Source organism: Streptomyces sp. SID13726, assembly GCF_010548375.1.
In the GTDB taxonomy this organism is placed as follows: Bacteria; Actinomycetota; Actinomycetes; order Streptomycetales; family Streptomycetaceae; genus Streptomyces.
In genome coordinates this window covers 61,365-81,743 of sequence record NZ_JAAGLY010000028.1, presented here as the reverse complement: position 1 = coordinate 81,743, position 20,379 = coordinate 61,365, and the positions used below count along the sequence as shown (strand labels likewise).

Below are 20,379 nucleotides of genomic sequence, written 5' to 3'. Positions count from 1 at the left end.
GGAGACGAGGAGGGGTCCATGACGACGTCCGACGAGCGCCCGGTGGAGATCGACAAGCGGGACGTCCCGCTCTCCGGGGGCCGCACGCTCCGGGTGACGGAGTTCGCCAACGGCAGCGTCCGGCTGGCCGTGCACGCGGGCTCCCCCTATGTGGTGACGGTCCTGGAGCAGATCGACGACGGGGTCGTGCTGAAGCTCTCCCCCGGCCGCGAGGGCTCCGGCGCCCACAGGAACTGGGTCCGCGACCACAGCGAGGACAGGCCCGCGTAGGGCTTGTCCGGCGGATCTGGCGGACACGGGTGAGCGGGGTCCGGTGCGTACAGCCGCGAGGTGGAGGAGCCGTGTCGATCAGCCGCAGCCGCGGCGGCCGACGCGAGGGTCCCCTTGAGGGGAGGAGGCTGCGCCGGCCTCCTCGGCATCGGCATGATCCGCCGCACCAGCCCGCACAGTACTGTCGCCCCCATGTGCCGTCTCCTCGGTGTGGTCACCCGCACCCCGCTCCTCCTCACCACCGCCCTGGGCGATCTCGCCGCTCCCTTCACGGAGTTGAGCCGGGAGCACGGTGACGGCTGGGGGATCGCGGCCCGGCCCGGGGACGGGGACGCGGGCCCGCTGATCGTCAAGGGGACCGGACGGGCCTCGGACGACGAGCTGTGGGACCGGGCGCTCGGCGGCACGCTCGCCGACGCGGCCCTGCTGCATCTGCGGATGGCCTCGCCGGGGCTGCCGGTCGTCGCCGAGAACACCCATCCCTTCGCCGCGGACGGCCTCGCGTTCGCGCACAACGGGTTCTTCTCGCCGTACGACGCCCTCGACGAGCTCATCGATCCCGGGCTGCTCGCGGGGGCGGGCGGGAGCACCGACTCCGAGCGGTACTTCCTGCGGGTGCTGACGCTGCTGCGGGACAAGGGCCCGGTGGACGCGCTCGCGCAGGCCGCCGAGGACATCCGGGCCCGGTCCTCCTTCGCCAGCCTCAACTGTCTGCTGCTGACCGGGCAGGCGCTGTACGCCTACTCCGACGAGGACCCGGAGTCCGAGGTCAGCCGGCGGCGGGGGCCGGACTTCTTCCGGCTGCGCTACCGCGCGGACGGCGAGCGGGTGGTCGTCGCGTCGAGCGGGGTGCCGGCGGCCGAGGGCGAGGGGTGGGGCGTGCTGCCGTACCGGGAGGTGCTGGAGATCCGGCGGGCGGACCTCGGCGTCCGCCGCTGGATGGTGTAGCCCGCTACACCGTGCGTCCACGGGTGGATCATCTAGCGTGAGCCGCATGTGGAAGTCGGTTCAGCGTGCGGCGATGGCCACCGTGCATCTCTTCGTGGCCGCGGCGATGTGCTTCGGGGTGTACATCTTCATCACCGTGCTGCTGATCGCCGCCGTCGGCACGGTCGCGGTGGTCGGCTGCTGGCTGCTGCCCGAGGCGGTGCTGCTGATACGGCGGATCGCGGGCGCCAAGCGGAACCTGACCGCCCTGTGGACGGGCCGGGGGATCCCCGAGGCGTACGCCCCGCTGACCGGCACCCTCAAGCAGCGGCTGCGGACCTCCGTGCAGGACCCGAGCACGCTCACCGACCTCCGCTGGATGGTCTGCTACTACCTCTACGGCGCCCTCCTCGCCCTCGCCCTCCCGCTGTGGCCCGTGGGCCTCGTGGTCGACGGGGTGTGGGCCGGGGCGCTGCGCCGCGACCCGGTCGTGCTGCCGCTGATCGTGAGGCTCGCCGACACCGAGGCCCGCTGGTCGACGAAACTGCTCATGCCCTCCCCGAAGGCCCGGCTCGCCGCACGCGTGCAGGAGCTGAAGGAGACCCGGGCCGACGCGATCGCCGCGCACGAGGCCGAACTGCGCCGCATCGAACGGGACTTGCACGACGGCGCCCAGGCCAACCTGGTCGCCCTGTCGATGCGGATCGGGCTCGCCAAGCGGGCCTACGACCGTGACCCGGACGCCGCCCGCAAGCTCCTCGACGACGCCCAGGCCCAGGCCGAGCAGGCGCTCACCGAGCTGCGGCACGTGGTGCGCGGCATCCACCCGCCGATCCTCACCGACCGGGGCCTGGTCGGCGCGGTACGGGCGCTCGCGGCGAGCAGCGGACTGGCGGTGACCGTGGACGACGGCGGCCTCGACGAGGGCACCCGGGCGCCCGCGGCGGTGGAGGCCGCCGCATACTTCGTGGTGGCCGAATCCCTCACCAACGTGGCCAAGTACAGCGGGGCGGAGCGGGCCGAGGTCCGGCTGACCCGCATCCGGCGCGGACTGACCGTGCGGGTGCGGGACGAGGGCCGGGGCGGCGCCGACGAGTCCGCGGGCTCGGGACTGCTCGGGATGCGGCGCAGGGTCGCCGCGCTCGACGGGACCTTCGAAGTGACCAGCCCCGTCGGGGGCCCGACCGTGATCGATGTGGAGCTGCCGTGCGTGTGGTGATCGCCGAGGACAACGCCCTTCTGAGAGAGGGGCTCGTCCTCCTGCTGACGTCCTCCGGGCACGAGTGCGTGGCCGTGGTCGGCACCGGACCCGAGATCCTGCCCGCCCTGCTCGAACACCGCCCCGACATCGCCGTGCTCGACGTCCGCATGCCGCCCCACTTCCGCGACGAGGGCCTGCGGGCCGCCCTCGACGCACGCGAGCGCATTCCCGGGCTGCCGGTCCTGGTCCTCTCCCAGTACGTCGAGGAGTCGTACGCCGCCGAGCTGCTCACCGGTGGCACCAGCGGGGTCGGCTATCTGCTCAAGGACCGGGTCGGCCGGGTCGACGAGTTCCTCGACGCCCTGGAGCGGGTCGCGGCCGGCGGCACCGCGCTGGACCCCGAGGTCGTCACTGAGCTCCTCACCCGCCGCCGCGACACCCCGCTCGACTCCCTCACCCCGCGCGAGCGCGAGGTGCTGAAGCTGATGGCCGAGGGCCACGACAACACGACCATCGCCTCGACCCTGGTCGTCACCGAACGCGCGGTCAGCAAGCACATCGGCAACGTCTTCCTCAAGCTGGGCCTGCCCCCGAGCGACAGCGGCCACCGGCGGGTGCTGGCGGTACTCGCGTACCTGGCCCACACGCCCCAGTAGCCGCGTTCCCTGAGCCCGAGGGCGGTGTACGGGCCGTTTCCGGAGGGGGCCGGGGAGGGGGTGTCCTGTCCGGAGCGGGAGAGATCGTGAGAAGGGGCAGCCCCGCGCCCTCAAGGGGCGCGGGGCTGTAGGCGACCGGAGACAGAACTCAGCGGTGACTCAACACCCGTTCCTCATCAGCGACTTCGGCGGAACCCACAAGCTTCGAGCCCTCGACGTCGATGTCCGGCAGCACCCGTCCCAACCACCGCGGCAGATACCAGGCCTTGTGCCCGAGCAGAGCCAGCACGGCCGGAACAACCGCCATCCGCACCACGAACGCGTCGAACAGCACCGCCACCGCCAGCCCGAACCCGATCATCTTGATCATCGACTCCCCGGCCCCGATGAACCCGGAGAACACCGCCATCATGATCAGCGCGGCGGCCACGACGACCCGCGCGCTGTGCTGGAACCCCGAGACGATCGCCTGCTTCGGCGCGTCCCCGTGGACGTACGCCTCCCGCATCCGCGAGACCAGGAACACCTCGTAGTCCATGGCGAGCCCGAACACGATGCCCACCAGGAAGATCGGCATCATGCTCATGATCGGACCGGTGGTCTCCACCCCCAACAGCTCGGCGCCATGGCCCTGTTGGAACACCGCGACCACGGCACCCAGCGCGGCCAGCACCGAGAGCAGGAAGCCGAGGGCCGCCTTGAGCGGGACCAGCAGTGAGCGGAACACCAGCAGCAGAAGCACGATCGCGAGTCCGACGACCACCGCGAGATACGGGATGAGAGAGCCCTGCACCTTCTGCGCCACGTCGATGTCGAGGGCGGTCTTGCCGGTCACCTCGAAGCTCGCGTCGGCCTTGGACTCGATGCCGGGACGCTCGTCGCGGATGGTCTGGACGAGGTCCTTGGTGCGCTCGTCGGTGGGCGCGGTGGAGGGCGTCACGGCGAGGATCGCGGTGTCGCCAGCCTGGTTGAACCGGGCCGGCGAGACGGAGACGACTCCGTGGGTCGCGGCGATGTCCTCGGCGACCGTGGCCACGGCCTGGTCCGGGTCGTCGGCCCCCTTGGCGTCCACGACCACGGTGAGCGGCCCGTTGAAGCCCGGCCCGAACCCGGCCGCGAGGGCGTCGTAGGCCCGCCGTTCCGTCGTGGAGGTCGCCTTCGCCTCGTCGCCCGGCATCCCGAGCCGGAGGTCGAGGACCGGGGTCGCCATGGCACCGAGACCGACCACACCCAGCAGCAGAACGGGGAGGGGATGCCGTACGACGATCCGCGCCCAGCGCGAGCCGCCGTTCTCGGTCCTGAGCAGCTTCCTGCGGTGGCGCCTGGAGTTGCGGCGGGCGCCGCGGGAGAGGACGGCGTTCGGCCAGAAGCCGAGCAGGGCCGGGACCAGGGTCAGGCAGATGAGGACCGAGACACCGACCGCGCCGGCCGCCGCCAGGCCCATCTTGGTGAGCATCGGGACGCCGACCACCCAGAGTCCGGCGAGCGCGATGACGACGGTCAGGCCGGCGAAGACGACCGCGGAGCCCGCGGTGCCCGCGGCGAGACCGGCGGCCTCTCTCGGGTCGTGGCCCTTGGCGCGTTCCTCGCGGTAGCGGGAGACGACGAACAGGGCGTAGTCGATACCGCAGGCCAGCCCCAGCATGGTGGCGAGGGTGCCGGTGTTCTCGGACAGGCCGAAGGTCTCGGAGAGGGCCAGGATGCCGGTCATGCCGATGCCGACGCCGATGACCGCGGTGAGCAGCGGGAGCCCGGCGGCGGCCAGGGAGCCGAAGGTGATGAGCAGGACGACGGCGGCGACGGCGATGCCGATCACCTCGGCGGCGCCGCCCGCGGAGGGCTGGGTGGCGAGGGCGTCCCCGCCGACCTCGACGCGCAGACCCGCGTCCCGGGCCACGTCGATGGCCGACTCCAGGTGCTTCTTGCTCGCGTCGGTGAGGTCGTCGGCCTTGGCCTTGAAGGAGACGGTCGCGTAGGCGGTCGTACCGTCCTCGCTGACGGCCTTGGCCTGGAACGGGTCGGCGGCGGAGGCGACTTGGGACCCGTCGGCGGCGGATTCCACGAGCTTCTCTATCGCCGCCCTGTTCCCGGCGGCGGTGACCTTCTCGCCGTTCGGCGCGATGAACACGATCCGCGCGCTCGCCCCGTCGGCGGCCGCTCCCGGGAAGCGCTGTTCCAGCAGGTCGAACGCCTTCTGGGACTCGATGCCGGGCATCGTGAAGCCCTCGTCGGCGGGGGTGGCCGCCTTGGACGAGGCGAAGCCGACGGCTCCCAGGACCCCGATCCACAACAGGGCGACGAACCATCGCCATCGGAAGGAGAAACGACCCAGGTGATAAAGGAGAGTTGCCATGGATACGACGATTCCGTCGGCGGCTCTCCGCCACGAGGGAGTGCCCTCCCGAACCGGGGTGTAGCGGACTACACCCCCGTCATCCGGCGCTGAGCTCGGTCAACTCCCCCAGCGGCAGCGTGTGCTGGGTCTGGAGGACCTTGGCGCGCAGGTAGCGGACGTTGTGGGCGGTGGTGAAGACCCCGGTCGGGACCCGGTCGTGGACATCGATGCCGAGGTCGCGCAACTGGCCCGCCTTGTCGGGGTTGTTGGAGAGCAGGTCGACCGAGTCGATGCCCAGGGCGGTCAGCATCTGCGCGGCGGCCGTGTAGTCACGGGCGTCCTCGGGCAGGCCCAGCGCGGTGTTCGCCGCGTAGGTGTCGAGACCCTGGTCCTGAAGGGCGTACGCGTCGAGCTTGTTGTAGAGGCCGATGCCGCGGCCCTCCTGGCGGAGGTAGAGCAGGACGCCACCGCGCTCGGCTATGCGCTCGACCGCCTCGCGCAGCTGGGGCCCGCAGTCGCAGCGGGCGGAGCCGAAGACGTCACCGGTCAGGCACTCGGAGTGCAGCCGCACCAGGGGGACGGGGCTGGGGTCGCCGAGGACGACGGCGAGGTGTTCCTGGCCGTCGGTCAGGCCGTGGAAGGTGACGAGCTCGGCGTCCACGCGGAAGCCGTCCCCGAAGCGCAGCGGAACGCGGACGCGGGAGCGCTGGGTGGCGGCGGGCAGGTCGGTCATGCGGGTACTCCGGTCCGTAGGCATATCTGCTTCAGATTTGAAGCAGATCTACTGATCGAGACCCTACCCCATGCTTTAAATTTGAAGCAACGGTTTTATGGCGCTCGTCACGCCCGGCTCTCACCCGAGCAGGAGGGGGACGAGCGCCGGCGCCAGGGGACCTCCTCGACGGGGCCGCCCTCCCCCTGAAGCCCCGCCGTGACGCTGGTGAAGATCTCCTCCAGCTGCCCGACCTGCTCCGGGGTGAGCCGGTCGAAGAGCGCGGCGCGGACGGTGTCCACATGCCCCGGCGCGGCCCGTTCCAGCACGGCCACGCCCTCCTCCGTGAGCACCGCGATGCTGCCGCGCTTGTCCCACTGGCAGCTCTCGCGCCGCACCAGCCCGTCCTTCTCCAGCCGCGCGACGGCGTACGTCAGCCGGGGCCGGGTGATCTTCAGCCCTTCGGCGAGATCGGTCATCCGCAGCCGCCGTTCCGGGGCCTCGGAGAGGTTGGCGAGGATGGAGTAGTACAGGTGGGGCATGCCGGCCTCCTGCTGGAGCTGCCGGTCGATGGTGTCCTCCAGGAGGAGCGAGGCGGCGATGTAGGCACGCCACGCTCGCTGCTCGTCGGGGCTGAGCCAGCGGGTCGTCATGCCCCCAGTGTAGGTTTGCTTCAAACTTGAACCAAGCCCGCCGTCCCTCGACCAGCCGGGGAGCCCCTCGCATGTCCCACCCCTACGTCCTCCTCTCCGCGGCAGTCTCCCTGGACGGCTACCTCGACGACACCGGCCCGGACCGGCTCCTGCTCTCCAGCCCGGCCGACTTCGACCGCGTGGACGAGGTACGGGCGTCCGTGGACGCGATCCTCATCGGCGCCGGCACGATCCGCGCCGACAACCCCCGCCTCCTGGTGAACTCCGACGAACGCCGCGCGGCCCGGGTCGCCGCCGGGAAACCGCCGTACCCCCTGAAGGTCACGGTCAGCGGCACCGGCGACCTGGACCCGGCCGCGCACTTCTGGCACACGGGCGGCGAGAAGGTCGTCTACACGACGGACGAGGGGGCCGAGCGGGCCGGCGAGCTGGGCCTGGCGGCCGACGTGGTCCCCCTGGGCCCCGCACTGGACTGGCGCCGACTGCTGGAGCACCTGCGCTCGGCGTACGGCGTCGAACGGCTCATGGTCGAGGGCGGCGGCCGCATCCACACCCAGCTGCTCCAGGAGGGCCTGGCCGACGAGGTGCAGCTGGTGCTGGCCCCGCTGTTCGTGGGCGACCCGGACGCGCCGCGCCTCTTCGGCCCGGGCGGGTACCAGTCCGGCCGGCTGCGCCTGGTGGAGTCCCGCCGTATCGAGGACGTCGTCCTCATGCGCTACGAGCCCACGGCCCCCGGCACGGGCCTGACCCCCGTCGCCGCGGACCACCACTGGCTCTCCCTGGCCTGCGAACTGGCGGCCGAGTGCCCGCCCTCACGGACGGCCTTCAGCGTCGGCGCGGTCGTGGTCGCCGCCGACGGCACGGAACTGGCCCGCGGCCACTCCCGTGAGTCCGGCGACCCGGTCGTCCACGCGGAGGAGGCGGCCCTGGCGAAGATCCCCGCGGAGGATCTCCGGTTGGGGTCGGCCACGGTCTACACCAGCCTGGAACCCTGCACCCACCGCGCCTCCCGCCCCGCCCCCTGCGCCCGGCTGATCCTGGACGCGGGGGTACGGCGGGTGGTGACGGCCTGGCGGGAGCCGGACACCTTCGTCGAGGGAGCCGACGGGACGGGACTGCTCACGGCGAAGGGCGTGGACGTGGTGGTGCTGGGCGACCACGAGGGCCGGGCGAAGGCACCCAACAGCCACCTGCTGTGACCCCGGGGCCTCAGCCGATGGCGTAGGCCCGGTACACCGTCTCCACCGAGCGGTCCCCGGCGGCGTCGGTCACCTCGGAGCGCAGGGCGACCGCGCCGGAGGCCGGGTTGCGGACGGAGGCCTGCCAGGTCGTGCCGGTGTGCTTGACGGTCGCCGCCTTCCAGGTCTTGCCGCCGTCGGCGGACGACCAGACCTTGACGGCCTTGGCGGTCACCTTGGTGAACTTCGTGTCGGGTCCCTGGGAACCGCGCCCGGCGCTCACGTTGACCGTCGTGGTGGTGCTCGGCGCGGCCTGGTTGCGGCTGTTGAGCCCGGTCGGCAGGAAACGGGTCATGAAGACGGGCGCGACCGTCGACTTGGCGGGGTCGGCCTTGAAGTGCCAGTCGAGCGTGACGCGCGACGAGAGCATCCCGGCGGGGAAGGTGATGCCGGGGCGGTAGCGGTGGGCGTCGACGGTCAGGTCGTACCAGCCGGCCGAGCGGATGCCGGCGGAGAACTCGGCGTCGTCGGTGGCCCAGTCGGTCAGGGTCTGCTTCTTGACGGTGGTGCCGCCCTTGGTGAGGACCACCGTCTCCTTCGTCGGGTCGGCCGAGTTCGCCCCGACGTCGGGGTCGCCGATCAGGGTGTCCGGAGCGAAGCCGACGGCCCTGCGCCCGATCGTGGGCAGGGCGTACATCGGACTCCACACGGCCCGCCCGAAGGACTGGGTGACGTTCTGCCCCGCCTTCAGCGTCCGGACCTTCGGGAAACCGCTGCTGACGTCGTCCCCGTTGCTCCCGAAGACGTCGTCGCGCGGCTGCCAGGTCCCGGGGGTCACATGGACGGTCTCGCCGTAGGGGGCGTCTTCGTCACGCACCCCGGCGGGCAGGTCGGTCGAGCAGTCGTCGGTCTTCGGCGCGGCCTGGAGCATGGTGTCGACCTGCGTGCCCATCTCCGTGCCGCTGCGCACCGCGAAGTGGATCCCCGCCAGCTGCGACCGCTTGTAGGCCCCGCCGGGCGCGGCCGGGATGCCGGTGCTGTTCTTCACGGCGACGTAGCTGTCCTTGCCCGACCACTGCGCGAGGTACGCGAACTGGAGCAGCTTGGAGGAGTTCGGGACGGCGTAGAGGGACCCCTGGTAGTTCCAGCCGCCCGTGCTGAAGGCGGACGGCAGGTTGCTCACCGTTCCGGCGCACACCTGTGCGTTGATCCGGGCCGGCTCGGTCACGTCGGCGGGCGTGTCCAGCGACACCTTGACGGCCTTGCCCTTGCGCGCGTCGAGCGTCACCGCCCTGTTGCCCGAGACCTTGAGGTCCAGCGCGCCGAGGGTGTCGGTGCCGAGCCCTTCCGAGCCGTGCTCCCAGATGTCGGTCATCGCAAGGTAGCGCCCGGCCGGCAGGCTGAGCCGCTTGCCCGACTTCACGGTGTACGTCTGCCCGGACGGCACGGCGACGACGGTGAGCGTCGTCGCCACCTTGGCACCGTGCCGCCCCAGCGTGGTGACGGTCAGCGAGGCCGACGCGGCCTGCGCGGAAACAGCGGAGACGACCAACGGCACCACCGCGGCCACCCCGACAAAAGCGATCGATCTTCGTCGCATCATCTTCAACTCCCCCTCAGACCCCCGAAGTCGGCCAAGCCTAGGCACGGGAGAGACAAGGAAGCTCAAAGCGAGCAGACACATCTGCCCAAGCGGCGACAAAGAAACACCGGCGCTTTTGAGAGACCCGAGAGATCTGAGAGACCCGAGAGATCTGAGCGATCTGAGCGATCTGAGCGATCGGTGAGCAGATCGTGCTGCTCTCACTGGACGAGGAGACCAGCGTCCCGCGCGAAGCGCCCCTGCGGGTGTCCCTGACGGTCTCGGCGGCCGCCCTGCTGGAACTGGGCTTCTCCGGTCACCTGACGGAACGCGACGGCACACTCGTCGTCGCCGGAGCGTCGGCGCCGGTGGACCCAGCGGCCGCGGTCATGGCGGAGCACCTGCGCGGCCACCCCGAGCAGACGAGCCGCGAGTGGCTGCCGGCCGTACGAGAGCGCGCTCGACACCGCGTACCAGGGGCTGCTGAAGAAGGGACTGGTGAGGGAGGAGGGGCGACGGGTCCTCGGCACGTTCGGATCGGTGAAGTACCCGGCGACGGCCCCGTCGGAATCCGCGGCGCTGAGACAACGTCTGGCAACCGTCCTCGCACACAGCCACACCCCTGGCGAGCGCACGGCCGCGTTGATCACCCTGCTGCACCACGCGGGCCGCCCTGCAGGGAAGAAGCCGACCGCCCGAAGCACATCGCCGGCTCACCGCACACAAGGACGCCCCCAGCTCGAAGTACCTCTGAGCTGGGGGCGGGTTGGTAGGCCCTGTGGGACTCGAACCCACAACCAATGGATTGAGAGTCCTGGCCTCCCGCATGTTCACGGTGGATGGGGGCCTCGCCGTCAGTCGAGGCCGCCCGTCTCCTCGACGTGTTCGACGAAGGCTGCGACGATTCGCTGTCGGGGCGCGTCGGGAACGGGCATCGGCGGCATACCGGCTTCCAGACCCCACTCGGTGTTGAACATGACCTCCATGCCGCTCGGCACCACGTTGCCCCGCAGCCATAGAACGAACGTGGCCGCCAGGTGAGCGTTGCAGTCCAGCGCGGCCACCCCCTCGGGGGACAGCAGGGCCATACCCTCCAACTGCTCGTCGTCCAGGGTGATGCCGAAGTGCATCGCCGAGCCCTTGACCGGTCCGTCGGAACCGTGATCGATGCCGATGAACTCGTCGGGGTTCCGCTCCCGCAGCTTCGCATCCAGGCCCTCGTAGGTCAGACCCCAGCTCTGCCCCTTGGGCGAGGTGAACACGTACATCGTGCGGAGTTCTGCGATCTCTTCCGGTTCCATCGTGGCGGGATGCTTCCTGTGCGGCGGAGTACGAGCGGTGGTCAGGGAACGTAGCGGGCGTGGCCCCGGACACCGTAGGCGGCCATCATGATGCGCCAGTACTGGACCGCCTCCTGGTTGTTCGTGACGGTTTCGACGCCTCGCATCTCGGTGTTCCGCGGATCGTTGAGCGCTGCCGCGCGTGAAGCTCTCCGACATCCTTGTGCCCGATCCGGTGGCCGGGGAGTTCGCCGTGCTCAAGGATCCGAGGTACGTCGGTGATGTCCTGGTCGGCGGCACGCCCAGTGCAGGGAAGGTACTCACTGCGACGTCCGGTACTGCGGCGTCGTGGCAGACACCGTCGGGAGGCGGCGGTGGACTGTCGATCGCGACGGCCAGGATCCGCGTCGTCAACGACGACCTGTCCGGCCTTCCGGGGTCCGGATCGTGGGCGATCGTGCAGACCTCCGTCGGCACCAAGCTCCAGTGCTCCATCGCGGCCGCAGTCGGCGACCGGATCCGCGTATGCCCGAACTTCCTGTACGTCGGCTCGCACTACCTCGACTGGACGATCCTCGACGGCGCCGGGGACCCAGACGACTACGCAACCTCGGAGTCTTCCTCGCCTCCGACTGAAGGCAACCCGGCGATGTACCCCACCCTAACCATCAGCAAGATGGCATCGTCCGAGATGTTCACCGTCGGGCCCGGCCACCTCAACGCAGGCCTGGCGACGATCGCGCTCGCCCACCAAGGCGCGGGCACCGGACCCGGGAACCGGGTCTACGCCCACACCACATATCCCTGGCGGTTGCGACTGGAGAACATCGGCCCAGAGCCCGCCTGACCACGACTGCGGCCCCGCTCCCCTTCGGGAGAGCGGGGCCGCTTTCGTCATGCCCGGGCCCAGGAGCGCTACGTGGCTGCTGCCGGGCCAGCCACGAGTTCGCCTGGGTACCCTCGGCCCATGATTCGCGCTGTGCTCCTCGACGTCGGCGAGACGATCACCCGGGACGATCGGTACTGGGCTGCGTGGGCCGACTGGCTCAACGTCCCACACCACACCCTGTCCGCGCTGGTCGGATCCGTGGTCGCCCGGGGAGACGACAACTCCGAAGCTCTGCGCCTGATCCGTCCCGGCATCGACATCCCCACCGAGTACGCCGCGCGGGAGGCGGCCGGGTTCGGCGAGCAGCTGGACGACAGCGACCTCTACTCCGATGTCCGCCCCGCCCTCGCCGCTCTCCAGTCCGCCCGGATCCGGGTCGTCATCGCCGGTAACCAGACCGCTCGCGCGGGCGCCTTGCTTCGTGGCCTCAACCTGCCGGCCGATCTGGTCACCACGTCCGATGAACTCGGCGTCGCCAAGCCGCAGGCAGAGTTCTTCCACCGCGCGCTCGCCGCGGCCGACGTCGATCCGGCCACTGCCCTGTACGTCGGTGACCACCCCGCCAACGACATCCGCCCTGCACAGGCGGCCGGGATGCGCGCCGCGCATCTACGCCGTGGCCCCTGGGGACACCTGTGGGCCGGCACCCCCGAGGCCGCTGCCGCGGACTACCGCATCGACAGCCTCCACGACCTCCTCAGCATCGTCTCTTCCTGACCTGTCACCCCACCAGCCTGGGCGGCGCTACGGTGGCCAACATGACGGCACGGTCAGTCGGAGAGCGCATCGCCTACTACCGGAGCGTGGCCCGTCCGCGCATGACCCAGCAGCAGCTCGCCGACGCGGCGTGCGTGGCGCTGGGCACCATCCGGAAGATTGAGCGCGGGGAACGCGGGGCCAGCTCCGACATGCTGGAGACGATCGCCGACGCACTCAGCGTCGACCCGACACGCCTCCTCTCCGACCGGGCCGCCCCCCAGTCCCGGGTACACGCGGCGCTGCCTGCCCTGTCTGCGGTGATCGCCTCTTACGACCTGCCCGACGACGGGCCGGTCCGCACGCTACGGATGGTGCGCACGTCCGTCGATGAGGCGGCAGCGTGGCGGTTGGCCGCGCAGTACACACGGATCGCGCGCACACTGCCTGACCTCCTGTCTGAAGTACTGCGTGGGTTCCACGGTTCCGCAGGGGCCGAGCGGAAGGAGTGGGCCGGGCTGCTGGTGCGAGCGACCCGCTCGGCAGACGCAGCCGCCTACAAGGTCGGCGCTCGTGACCTGTCCGCACGGCTGGTCGAACTCATGCGGTGGGCCGGGCCCGAAGCAGGTGATCCACTGCTGGATGCGACCACGGCCTACGTGCGCACCGAGACGTATTTCGCGGCACGAGCCCACCGTCCCGGGCTGCGCGCCCTGGAGACGGCCCTCGATGCGGCACCCCCGCCCACCACCTGGGCGGCAACGGCGGCGCGGGGCGCACTTCACATGCGTGCCGCAGTGATCGCCGGTCGGGCAGGCGACAGCACCGCCGCGGACGTGCACCTGACCGAAGCACGTGCGCTGGGCGACAGGGTCCGCGAGAACGTCTACTACGGCACGGCGTTCGGTCCGGACTCGGTGCGTGTCCATGAGGTGTCGGTCGCGGTGAGCCTTGGTGACGAGCACACGGGCCGGGCGCTCGAGGTGGCTCGCCAGTGGAAGCCGCCCGTCGACCTGCCTGCCGAGCGCCGGTCCGGGTTCTACATCGAGATGGGCCGCGCGCAACTGTGGGCGGGGCGCGCGGACGCCGCGTTCGAGGCGCTGAAGGTGGCCCGGCGGATCGCGCCACAGCACACACGAGAGCACCCCTGGGTACGGCAGGACGCCGCGACCCTGCGCCGGCTCAAGCGAGCCGACGCCGAGGAGCTGACGGCCTTCGCAGAATGGTGCTCTGCCACCTGACTACCCCTCGCCGGGGTACTTCCGGCCCTGGGCCGGGCGCACCATCTGTCGCATGCGCACGACCAAGCAGATGGGATCCGGGATGTCGGCTGCACCCCTGCCCCCGCCCGCGGTCATAGACCCGGCGGTGAGTATCGCCCGTCTGCACGGCGAGGCCTGCTTCTTCTGCGGTGCTGTTGCCAGGGTCCTGCGCGCAGCCGGGACAGTCGTGATACGCGGCACCACACGCGTGTGGCCCATCGCCACCTGCGGATGCCGAAGCAGCGTCAGTCCCGTCGCAAGAGATTCCCGGGCGCCGCGCGAACGGCCCCGGGAACGTCCGACTGAGTTGGAGTCGACATGGCGCACCGTACCGTCCCGGAAGCCGCAGCGGCAGAGGTAACCGAACCCCCGGACATCGCCACCATGCGCGGCACGGTGGACCGCCTCCTCGATCCGGACTCCGTCCCAGACGCTCTCCCTCCGGCCGGCGCCGAGCTGGAGACGCTCACCGCAGCCGTGATCGGCCACCTCGAAATCCTCATCCCCCAGGCCGAGGCCGTGGCCGACCGACCGACGGTGGGCCTGATGGCACGGCACGGCCTGATCGCCTGCATCTCGGACGCCCGCGGCAGACTCGCATCCCAGCCCAGCGCCCGATATGGCGGGCCCGCCGGCCACGCCCGGCGCCTCGCCCGCGCGCTCAACGCCCTGTGCAACCACTACGAGGAACTGCACCAGGAGACTCGCCCTGTGGCGCCCACACGGGTGAAGTGGTGCCAGCGCTGCGGCAAGCCCCTCTTGCCGGGCACCTACGACCGCATCGACAACGAGCGGCCCACCGGCCCGGGCACGACGGTCTACGTCTGCAAGAACTGGTGCAAGCGGGCCAACACCCAGACCTCTCCCGTATCCCGGCCTGAGCCGATACAGGAGGGATGACCGGCCGCCACCACGCCCCCGATGGGGCGGCCGCGACCCGCCGCTGGCGCCCGCGCGGGCATCACCGCGCCGGCGGCGGGTCAATCGTCTGGACCGCGCGCAGCGAGCCGCAGTTCGACGTCAAGGGCCGCGGCGATTCGGATCACGGTGTCCATGTACGGGGTCTGGTGACCCTGCTCGATCCGGTTGATGGCCTGCCGTTCGAGCCCAGCCATCCCGGCGAGCTTCTGCTGGGAAATCCGCCGCTCGCGGCGCAACTCTCGGATGCAGTCGCCGAGGACCCGGCGGTGGGCAAGGACCCAGTCGGGCGGGGGAGCGGTTGGCACCCCACCACGCTGACCGGATCATGATCTGGTGTCTGTATCGTCGACCGTACATTTTGAGCGCCGGTCGAGGCGGCACCGCAGACCGCTGAGGCGTTGGGCGAGAGCCCGGACAGGGCGCCGAGGCGGAGCCGGGCGGTCACCCCCGTGGGTGGCCGCCCGGTCTCGTTCTCGGTTCGAGTTCCATGATCGACTACACCTCGGTTGAGCTTCGACTGAGCTTACGATCATGGAAGTATCCAAAAACGGACACGCCCCCAGCTCGAAGTACCTCTGAGCTGGGGGCGGGTTGGTAGGCCCTGTGGGACTCGAACCCACAACCAATGGATTAAAAGTCCTGGCCAAAGCTTGCCGGGTGGTTCCGGACACTGCTTCGGTGTCTGGAACCACCTGGTCAGAGCATGTGGGCCTTGAGTGCCGATCCATCGCGCGACGGGTTGTGCCGCGCCGTCCGCTCACGCATCGCTCACGCATGGAACCTGCCGTTCAAGCGGTCCGCGGCAAGCTATGCCTCCCTTACAGCACGTAGCGGGGGCCGCGGCGCTGCGGCCTTCATGCTCTGGATGCAGGCCGCTAGCAACCCGGTGAGTTGCTCCAAGCTCTGGATCAGTTCCTCGTCGTAGAGCTCCCCGACATCATCCAGGCTCAGTTGTTCGAATGCCTTGGATGCCTGGCGCACACGGCCGTGCAATGCGGCCTTCCGCTCCTCGACCTTCACTTGAGGATCCTTGTCGACTGCCTGGACCACGAACTGCTGTAGCACCTCGTACGCCGCGGCGGCGTCGGCTGGGCTGCTCTGCGAAGCCTGCTCGGAGGGCGTCAGATGCCTCTCAGCATCAGCCTTCACTGCGTCGGTGAGTTGGATCTTCTGGCCAGCCGACGTTTTGACCGCACCTTCTTCCAGAGCTGCGCGAACGTACTCGATCTGGCCCGCACGCTTGGTCTCGGCGGCAACCGCCTTCCTAAGTGTGGTCGTGTCGGAGATATGCTTCGCCATCACTGTTTGGAGGTCGGGATCGTCCTCTAGGCGATCCATGAGTGCGTTCCTCGCGGCCTCCGCAGTGGCGGAGTCTGCGAGGATGGCCACGCGCAGCGCCGTGGGGTTTTCCGTGATCTCCAACGCTTTGGTGGGACGAATACCCTCTGCTTCTGCAGCTGCGGTGATTTGCGTCCCTCGCTCGGAGTCACCACTGGAACGAGCTGTGTAGTACTGGCCCCAGGTTTCAGCGTCGGGCAGGTCGATGTCGACTCCCGGCTGCAAGTCGTCGAACACGGGAACCAGGCCCTCTTCGGCCGCCTTGGACCAGGCGCGATAGAAGCGCATCACGCGCTTGGCTGAGCAGCCGGCCCGTCGCCCGAACTCGTTCGCTGATACCTTCGTCACCTCATTGTGGTCGCCACGAGGTGATGTTTCAGACTTTTCGCCTTGATTCGATCCCGGGTTTACGCAACGGGCGACCTTCAATCCGAACAGCCAGCCGCCAGCTTTGGCGTACCCTCCGAAATCGCGAGCGTCGCGCGTGACGGGGTCCTCGCTAGGGTCGGCGCCAAGGAGCCTGCTGGCCTCCGCGCGCATCCGATTCATCTGTTCCCGAACGTGCCGAACCCCCTCATGCGGGTGCTTGATCTGGAGAAGGATGCGTACGTCCTCGACCTTGGCGCCAAGACCGAAGGGCGGCTTCGCCTCGATAAATGAGGCGAAGTCCTCGAAGGGCTCGTCGTTATTGACCCCGGACGGGACTTTTCGCCAGGTCTCGTCATCGATCACCGCGGCCAGTAGCTCGAGGAATCCTGAAGGCGTACCTCCGTTCCGTTCGAGAGCCTCCCGAAGGGTGTAGACGCGGTGTTGTTCCTCGGTCAGGTAGCTGTTTGACTCAACGCGTACAGGCATGGGGACTCCTACTTGAGGGCGCTTAGTACAGCCCGCAACCTTTTATTGGCCTTCTCCAGCGTGTTGGCCTGCTGGGCGTTGAAGCCGGCAGCGTCGTTCACACGCTTCGTCGCCTGCATCATCGCCTCCTGGTAGCCAGGCGATTCGGGCGAGATGCCCCGCTGGTACAGGTACTGCTTGATGGCCTCGGCTGTCTGGGCCTTGATCTCGGCGATCTGCTCCCTCTCGGTCTTGGGGGGCTCGTAGACGGGCGGTGCGTCCGGCTCGGACCGCTGCTCGGGAACACTCGGCGCTGCCTTCAGCATGATCCCAGCGAGCTCGACGACGTCCTTCAACTTGAGCGGTGTTTCGGCTGAGTCGACTGCCGCCTTGATGTACTCCACCAGTTGGAGTTCGTCCGCGTCCATGTCGCTCTCGTTGCCTGCCGCTCTGGTCGTAGTTGCGACAGCTGCTTCGACGTACGACAGCGACTCCTGAACCGGCGGCTCAGAGCCGGGCTCGCGATCGTCGCGCTCCTCCAGGAGTTTCAGGCCCTGTTCGTTCTCGTCTCGCAGAAGGGAGAGGAACCCCTGCATCTTGGGATCGTCCGGGGCTACGATCACACAGGACTGTTCCCGCGGTGGCATCTTGTCCCATACTCGCAGTCCCCGCCCGACGAGCTGCATCAGATGCCCGCCGTCGCGATAGTGGGTGAGAACGCCGACGACGGTGATCTCCGGACAGTCGTAGCCAATGAAGGCCATTCGCACGGTGACGAGGATGTCCATCGGCCTGTGCCTGAAGTTCTTCAGTTCCTGCGGGGCGCCGGCGTCGGACGAGATTGCAAGCCCAACGCGCAAGTTCGGGTAACGGTCGTGGAGGTACCTCTGAACCTTCTTCGCTTCACTTTGCCCCATACAGGAGATGAGGCCCCGATACGCCTGGTTGAACTTCTGCTTGTCCTTCACCGCTCCGACGACACGGTCGACGAGCGGCTGCCAGGTCTTTTCATCCCGCAGCACAGGAACGAGTTCACTGCCGTCGTCCGAGAGGTTGTACTCCAGGACGCCGTCGCCCGTGGGCGCGTCAACCGCTCCCACGGTCCTCCGTGTCACCCGCGCCTCAGTGAGATGCATCTCGAAGCGGCGCAGATAACCCTCGGCGATGCCGTCAGCATAGGTAGCCTCGGCGTCGCGGACCAGCGTCATCCGCCGAGGATCCGTCGGGTCAGATTCATAGTCGGCCAGAATGAGCTGCTGGTTGTCGGCCCGGTAAGGGGTGCCAGTCAGAAGGAGCGTGTGGCGCGCGAAGGCGTGGACGCGTTCGACAAGGCCGCCCGCCTTGGTGCCGCCACCGTCTTCCTTGTCTCCGGCGGCCCCGCAGAACTGAGCCTCATCGGCGATGAGAAGGAAGCGGCCCTCGTGCTTGCGGGCCCATTCGATGAACAGACGCTCGCTGCTGACGAGTGCGCTGTAGGTGGCTACGAAACCACTTCCCGGCTCGTTCGGGTGCGTCAGCGGTGGATCGCTGATCTTGTGGCGGATCATGCCGAGTCGCTTGCTGCTGTCAAACAGCAAGCACAGTCCGCCGATTGCTCCGTCGGTCCGCTTGTGCATCCAGCTCGTCTCACACTGCTGGGCCAGAGCCACGCGGGGAACGAAGACTGCGACGAAATCGATCAACCCTTCGCGGATCAGTCGGGTGGCAAGTGACTGGTATGCAAGCGTCTTTCCTGATCCCGGGGAAGCGAGGACGATCGTGCGGTCCTTGCTTGCCCTGATGCGTTCGAGCACGACCGTGCTGACTTCCCGCTGGAAGGGCCGAGGTACGAAGTTGTCGCTGTACTGCATCTGTTGTCCTTTTCGCAGATTGCAGCCCTCGCACAGGGCCTGCCCGTTCTCGATGGTCGTGGGGCCGCCGTCAGCCCACGGGATGCGGTGATCCGCGTGCCAGCCAGTGCCAAGCGGTATGTCGCAGCGTTGGCACAGGCCCTCGGCCTGTTCGTAGATCAACTGCCTCTGCCGTGCGCTGAAGAACCGCTGCGTATCAAATGCGGGCACAGGCCGCCCCCTTGCATGCCTTGGACATAACGAACCTGCCGTGAAGCACAGTAATCGTCGGCACTGACAACGGGTTGGGGTATGTGGAGAGTTGATCTTCGATGAAACGATTCTCTGGGTTCGCATCCAGGTCTCCACGGCACTCTCTCGGGGTACGACCGCATGGGTGGCAGCCGGACCGACTACTCCGCAAGTACTGCCGACATGGCGCGAATGTGCAGGTAGTGATCGTTAAGTCGAGCGGCAGCTGCGGATCTCGACCGCGTGGCTGGCCGCCCATGACCTCACTGCGGCCGACACCCACCGGGTCATCCGGATCTGCGTACGCAAAGGTGTCTTGGTCCTCGCCGACCAAGGCGGCATAGGAGCCGACCGATGAGTGGCGATTTCACCCGGACGATGGCCGGGCGCAAGTATCGCTACGGTCACCCCGCCTTGCAGCCGGGTACGGTGCACGACTCCGGTTGGCGGGCGGACGGGTTGTGGGCTCGCCAGACGGCTTCCAGATCCAACGTGTCGCGCGCGGTGCGCATGCGCGTCAATGCATTGTCGGAGAACCGCTTCAGGCGTTGGGAGCTGAATACGAACTCGTGGCAACACGCGGGATCAGCGTCGATGCCCAGGTGCCGCCGCAAAGCGACGCACTTGGGCCGGGTCAAGGTAAGAGCCTCAGCGAGATCGGCCGCCGAGCGGTGGTATTTGGCCTGGAGGTCCACCTCCCGGATCGCGGCGGCGGGCACGGTTTCATCGGTTGCGTAGCGGACAGGCGGAGCAGCCTGGTTCTTGACGAAGCGCACCTTGATCAGCAGCCCCTCACCGTCCGTAGCAGTGGCCAGCTCCTCCAAGCGAGGGAAGACCTCCGAGCGCACCGCTCCCCCGCGTATGCCAGCCTGAACGCGATCGACGTCCTTACTCGAGACGCGGGTCTCCGGCCCGGTGTGGGCCTCCATCGCCAACAGGGTTCGAATCCTGGCTCGCGCCTCGTGCGTCGCGCGTCGGCCAGGCTTGAGCAGGGCTGCGATCTGTGTGTATTCCTCGTCCAGGAGCAGCGCAAGGTCACGGGGCGGGTCAACCGACACGGGCAGTACGCGGTCGGGCAGGTGATCAGCTAGTGGCTCCTTGAATACGCCCCTGAGCAGGTCGTCGAAGAGTGTCACTGCAGCTCGGGCATGCACGTACAGCAGCTGCTCGGAAACCTGGTTGAACCAGTGCTGCTCGTCATCGCGCATGGCGTCGATGGCTCTGAGCGTCCCTGCGTCAGGCTCGCTGAGCTTGATGTCCGGGTGTTCTACAGCCTTGCGTACGCAGGTTTCAAATCCGAGTGACCGGCCCAGGGCCGAGTCGAAGACGCTTATGCCCTTCTGGACGAGCGCGGCTTTCAGCAGCATCTCGAACGAGTGCTGAAGGTGCAGGAGTACCTTCGTTTCCCGCCCTCGGTCGTGCGGTGAGTTGAATGCCTCGGCCGCCGCAACCATCGAAGAAACGGCCTTCTCCTTGAGGACACGAGCTTCTTGTCTCAGTCTCACTCGCAGCCCTCACGTTCCAGACGCACCAGCCAATCGATTTCCAGAGTAGAGGTTTCCCG

Annotated in this window: 19 protein-coding genes and 1 pseudogene; 10 read left to right on the top strand and 10 right to left on the bottom strand. The window is 68.8% G+C overall.

Features of this window, described 5'->3' with window-relative positions:
- Positions 1-18 precede the first annotated feature (18 nt).
- The 4 genes from G3I78_RS40965 (at position 19) to G3I78_RS40950 (ending at position 3,054) form a co-directional block, all read left to right on the top strand.
- Positions 19-270 (top strand): hypothetical protein, encoded by a 252-nt coding sequence (locus tag G3I78_RS40965; RefSeq protein ID WP_164434451.1) that lies wholly within the window; start codon positions 19-21, stop codon positions 268-270.
- Positions 271-462: 192 nt separating this feature from the next.
- Positions 463-1,218, top strand: a complete 756-nt coding sequence (locus tag G3I78_RS40960; RefSeq protein ID WP_164434449.1) for a class II glutamine amidotransferase — start codon at positions 463-465, stop codon at positions 1,216-1,218.
- A 46-nt stretch (positions 1,219-1,264) separates the two neighbouring features.
- A complete protein-coding gene (locus G3I78_RS40955) occupies positions 1,265-2,416 on the top strand; it encodes a sensor histidine kinase (RefSeq protein ID WP_164434447.1) in 1,152 nt (383 codons plus the stop codon).
- Entirely contained in the window at positions 2,404-3,054 is a 651-nt protein-coding gene (locus G3I78_RS40950; RefSeq protein WP_164434445.1) for a response regulator transcription factor, read from the top strand. Before G3I78_RS40955 ends, G3I78_RS40950 begins: the two co-directional genes overlap by 13 nt.
- Before the next feature lie 148 nt (positions 3,055-3,202).
- Here the strand turns inward: G3I78_RS40950 and G3I78_RS40945 are convergent, their stop codons facing one another.
- The 3 genes from G3I78_RS40945 to G3I78_RS40935 all read right to left on the bottom strand — a co-directional run bounded on the left by G3I78_RS40945 (position 3,203) and on the right by G3I78_RS40935 (position 6,754).
- Positions 3,203-5,407, bottom strand: coding sequence for an MMPL family transporter (locus G3I78_RS40945; protein WP_164434442.1), 2,205 nt, complete (start codon positions 5,405-5,407; stop codon positions 3,203-3,205).
- 79 nt (positions 5,408-5,486) lie between these two features.
- Positions 5,487-6,122 carry a GTP cyclohydrolase II gene (ribA, locus tag G3I78_RS40940; RefSeq protein WP_164434440.1) on the bottom strand — a complete coding sequence of 212 codons (636 nt, stop codon included), beginning with the start codon at positions 6,120-6,122 and terminating at the stop codon, positions 5,487-5,489.
- A 107-nt stretch (positions 6,123-6,229) separates the two neighbouring features.
- Complete coding sequence (locus tag G3I78_RS40935; RefSeq protein ID WP_164434438.1) at positions 6,230-6,754, bottom strand: MarR family transcriptional regulator; 525 nt, start codon at positions 6,752-6,754, stop codon at positions 6,230-6,232.
- A 71-nt stretch (positions 6,755-6,825) separates the two neighbouring features.
- Here G3I78_RS40935 and G3I78_RS40930 point away from each other — a divergent pair, with 71 nt between their 5' ends.
- Positions 6,826-7,953, top strand: coding sequence for a dihydrofolate reductase family protein (locus G3I78_RS40930; RefSeq protein ID WP_164434435.1), 1,128 nt, complete (start codon positions 6,826-6,828; stop codon positions 7,951-7,953).
- A gap of 10 nt (positions 7,954-7,963) precedes the next feature.
- Here the strand turns inward: G3I78_RS40930 and G3I78_RS40925 are convergent, their stop codons facing one another.
- From G3I78_RS40925 to G3I78_RS53330, 4 genes and pseudogenes are all read right to left on the bottom strand, one after another.
- On the bottom strand, positions 7,964-9,535 hold the full coding sequence (locus tag G3I78_RS40925; RefSeq protein ID WP_164434433.1) for a hypothetical protein: 1,572 nt from the start codon (positions 9,533-9,535) through the stop codon (positions 7,964-7,966).
- A 200-nt stretch (positions 9,536-9,735) separates the two neighbouring features.
- Complete coding sequence (locus tag G3I78_RS52435) at positions 9,736-10,044, bottom strand: hypothetical protein (RefSeq protein WP_239158358.1); 309 nt, start codon at positions 10,042-10,044, stop codon at positions 9,736-9,738.
- A gap of 324 nt (positions 10,045-10,368) precedes the next feature.
- A complete protein-coding gene (locus G3I78_RS40915) occupies positions 10,369-10,815 on the bottom strand; it encodes a hypothetical protein (RefSeq protein ID WP_164434429.1) in 447 nt (148 codons plus the stop codon).
- A 41-nt stretch (positions 10,816-10,856) separates the two neighbouring features.
- Positions 10,857-10,982, bottom strand: a pseudogene (locus G3I78_RS53330) (restriction endonuclease fold toxin-2 domain-containing protein); the annotation flags it as partial.
- Positions 10,983-10,996: 14 nt separating this feature from the next.
- Here G3I78_RS53330 and G3I78_RS40910 point away from each other — a divergent pair.
- From G3I78_RS40910 to G3I78_RS52430, 5 genes are all read left to right on the top strand, one after another.
- Positions 10,997-11,641 (top strand): hypothetical protein, encoded by a 645-nt coding sequence (locus G3I78_RS40910; RefSeq protein WP_164434427.1) that lies wholly within the window; start codon positions 10,997-10,999, stop codon positions 11,639-11,641.
- A 120-nt stretch (positions 11,642-11,761) separates the two neighbouring features.
- Positions 11,762-12,400, top strand: coding sequence for an HAD family hydrolase (locus G3I78_RS40905; RefSeq protein ID WP_164434425.1), 639 nt, complete (start codon positions 11,762-11,764; stop codon positions 12,398-12,400).
- Between the two features lie 101 nt (positions 12,401-12,501).
- Positions 12,502-13,620, top strand: coding sequence for a helix-turn-helix transcriptional regulator (locus tag G3I78_RS40900; RefSeq protein ID WP_164434423.1), 1,119 nt, complete (start codon positions 12,502-12,504; stop codon positions 13,618-13,620).
- 339 nt (positions 13,621-13,959) lie between these two features.
- Positions 13,960-14,541 (top strand): DUF6415 family natural product biosynthesis protein, encoded by a 582-nt coding sequence (locus G3I78_RS40895; protein WP_164434421.1) that lies wholly within the window; start codon positions 13,960-13,962, stop codon positions 14,539-14,541.
- The gene (locus G3I78_RS52430) at positions 14,538-14,891 is read left to right on the top strand and encodes a hypothetical protein (RefSeq protein WP_239158357.1); all 354 of its coding nucleotides are present in this window, start codon (positions 14,538-14,540) and stop codon (positions 14,889-14,891) included. Before G3I78_RS40895 ends, G3I78_RS52430 begins: the two co-directional genes overlap by 4 nt.
- Positions 14,892-15,369: 478 nt before the next feature.
- Here G3I78_RS52430 and G3I78_RS40885 read toward each other — a convergent pair whose 3' ends face one another.
- The 3 genes from G3I78_RS40885 to G3I78_RS40875 form a co-directional block, all read right to left on the bottom strand.
- Positions 15,370-16,755 carry a hypothetical protein gene (locus G3I78_RS40885; protein ID WP_239158356.1) on the bottom strand — a complete coding sequence of 462 codons (1,386 nt, stop codon included), beginning with the start codon at positions 16,753-16,755 and terminating at the stop codon, positions 15,370-15,372.
- Between the two features lie 8 nt (positions 16,756-16,763).
- The gene (locus tag G3I78_RS40880) at positions 16,764-18,794 is read right to left on the bottom strand and encodes an HNH endonuclease (RefSeq protein WP_164434416.1); all 2,031 of its coding nucleotides are present in this window, start codon (positions 18,792-18,794) and stop codon (positions 16,764-16,766) included.
- A 425-nt stretch (positions 18,795-19,219) separates the two neighbouring features.
- Positions 19,220-20,320 carry a DUF3644 domain-containing protein gene (locus G3I78_RS40875; protein ID WP_343243969.1) on the bottom strand — a complete coding sequence of 367 codons (1,101 nt, stop codon included), beginning with the start codon at positions 20,318-20,320 and terminating at the stop codon, positions 19,220-19,222.
- Between the last annotated feature and the right edge of the window lie 59 nt (positions 20,321-20,379).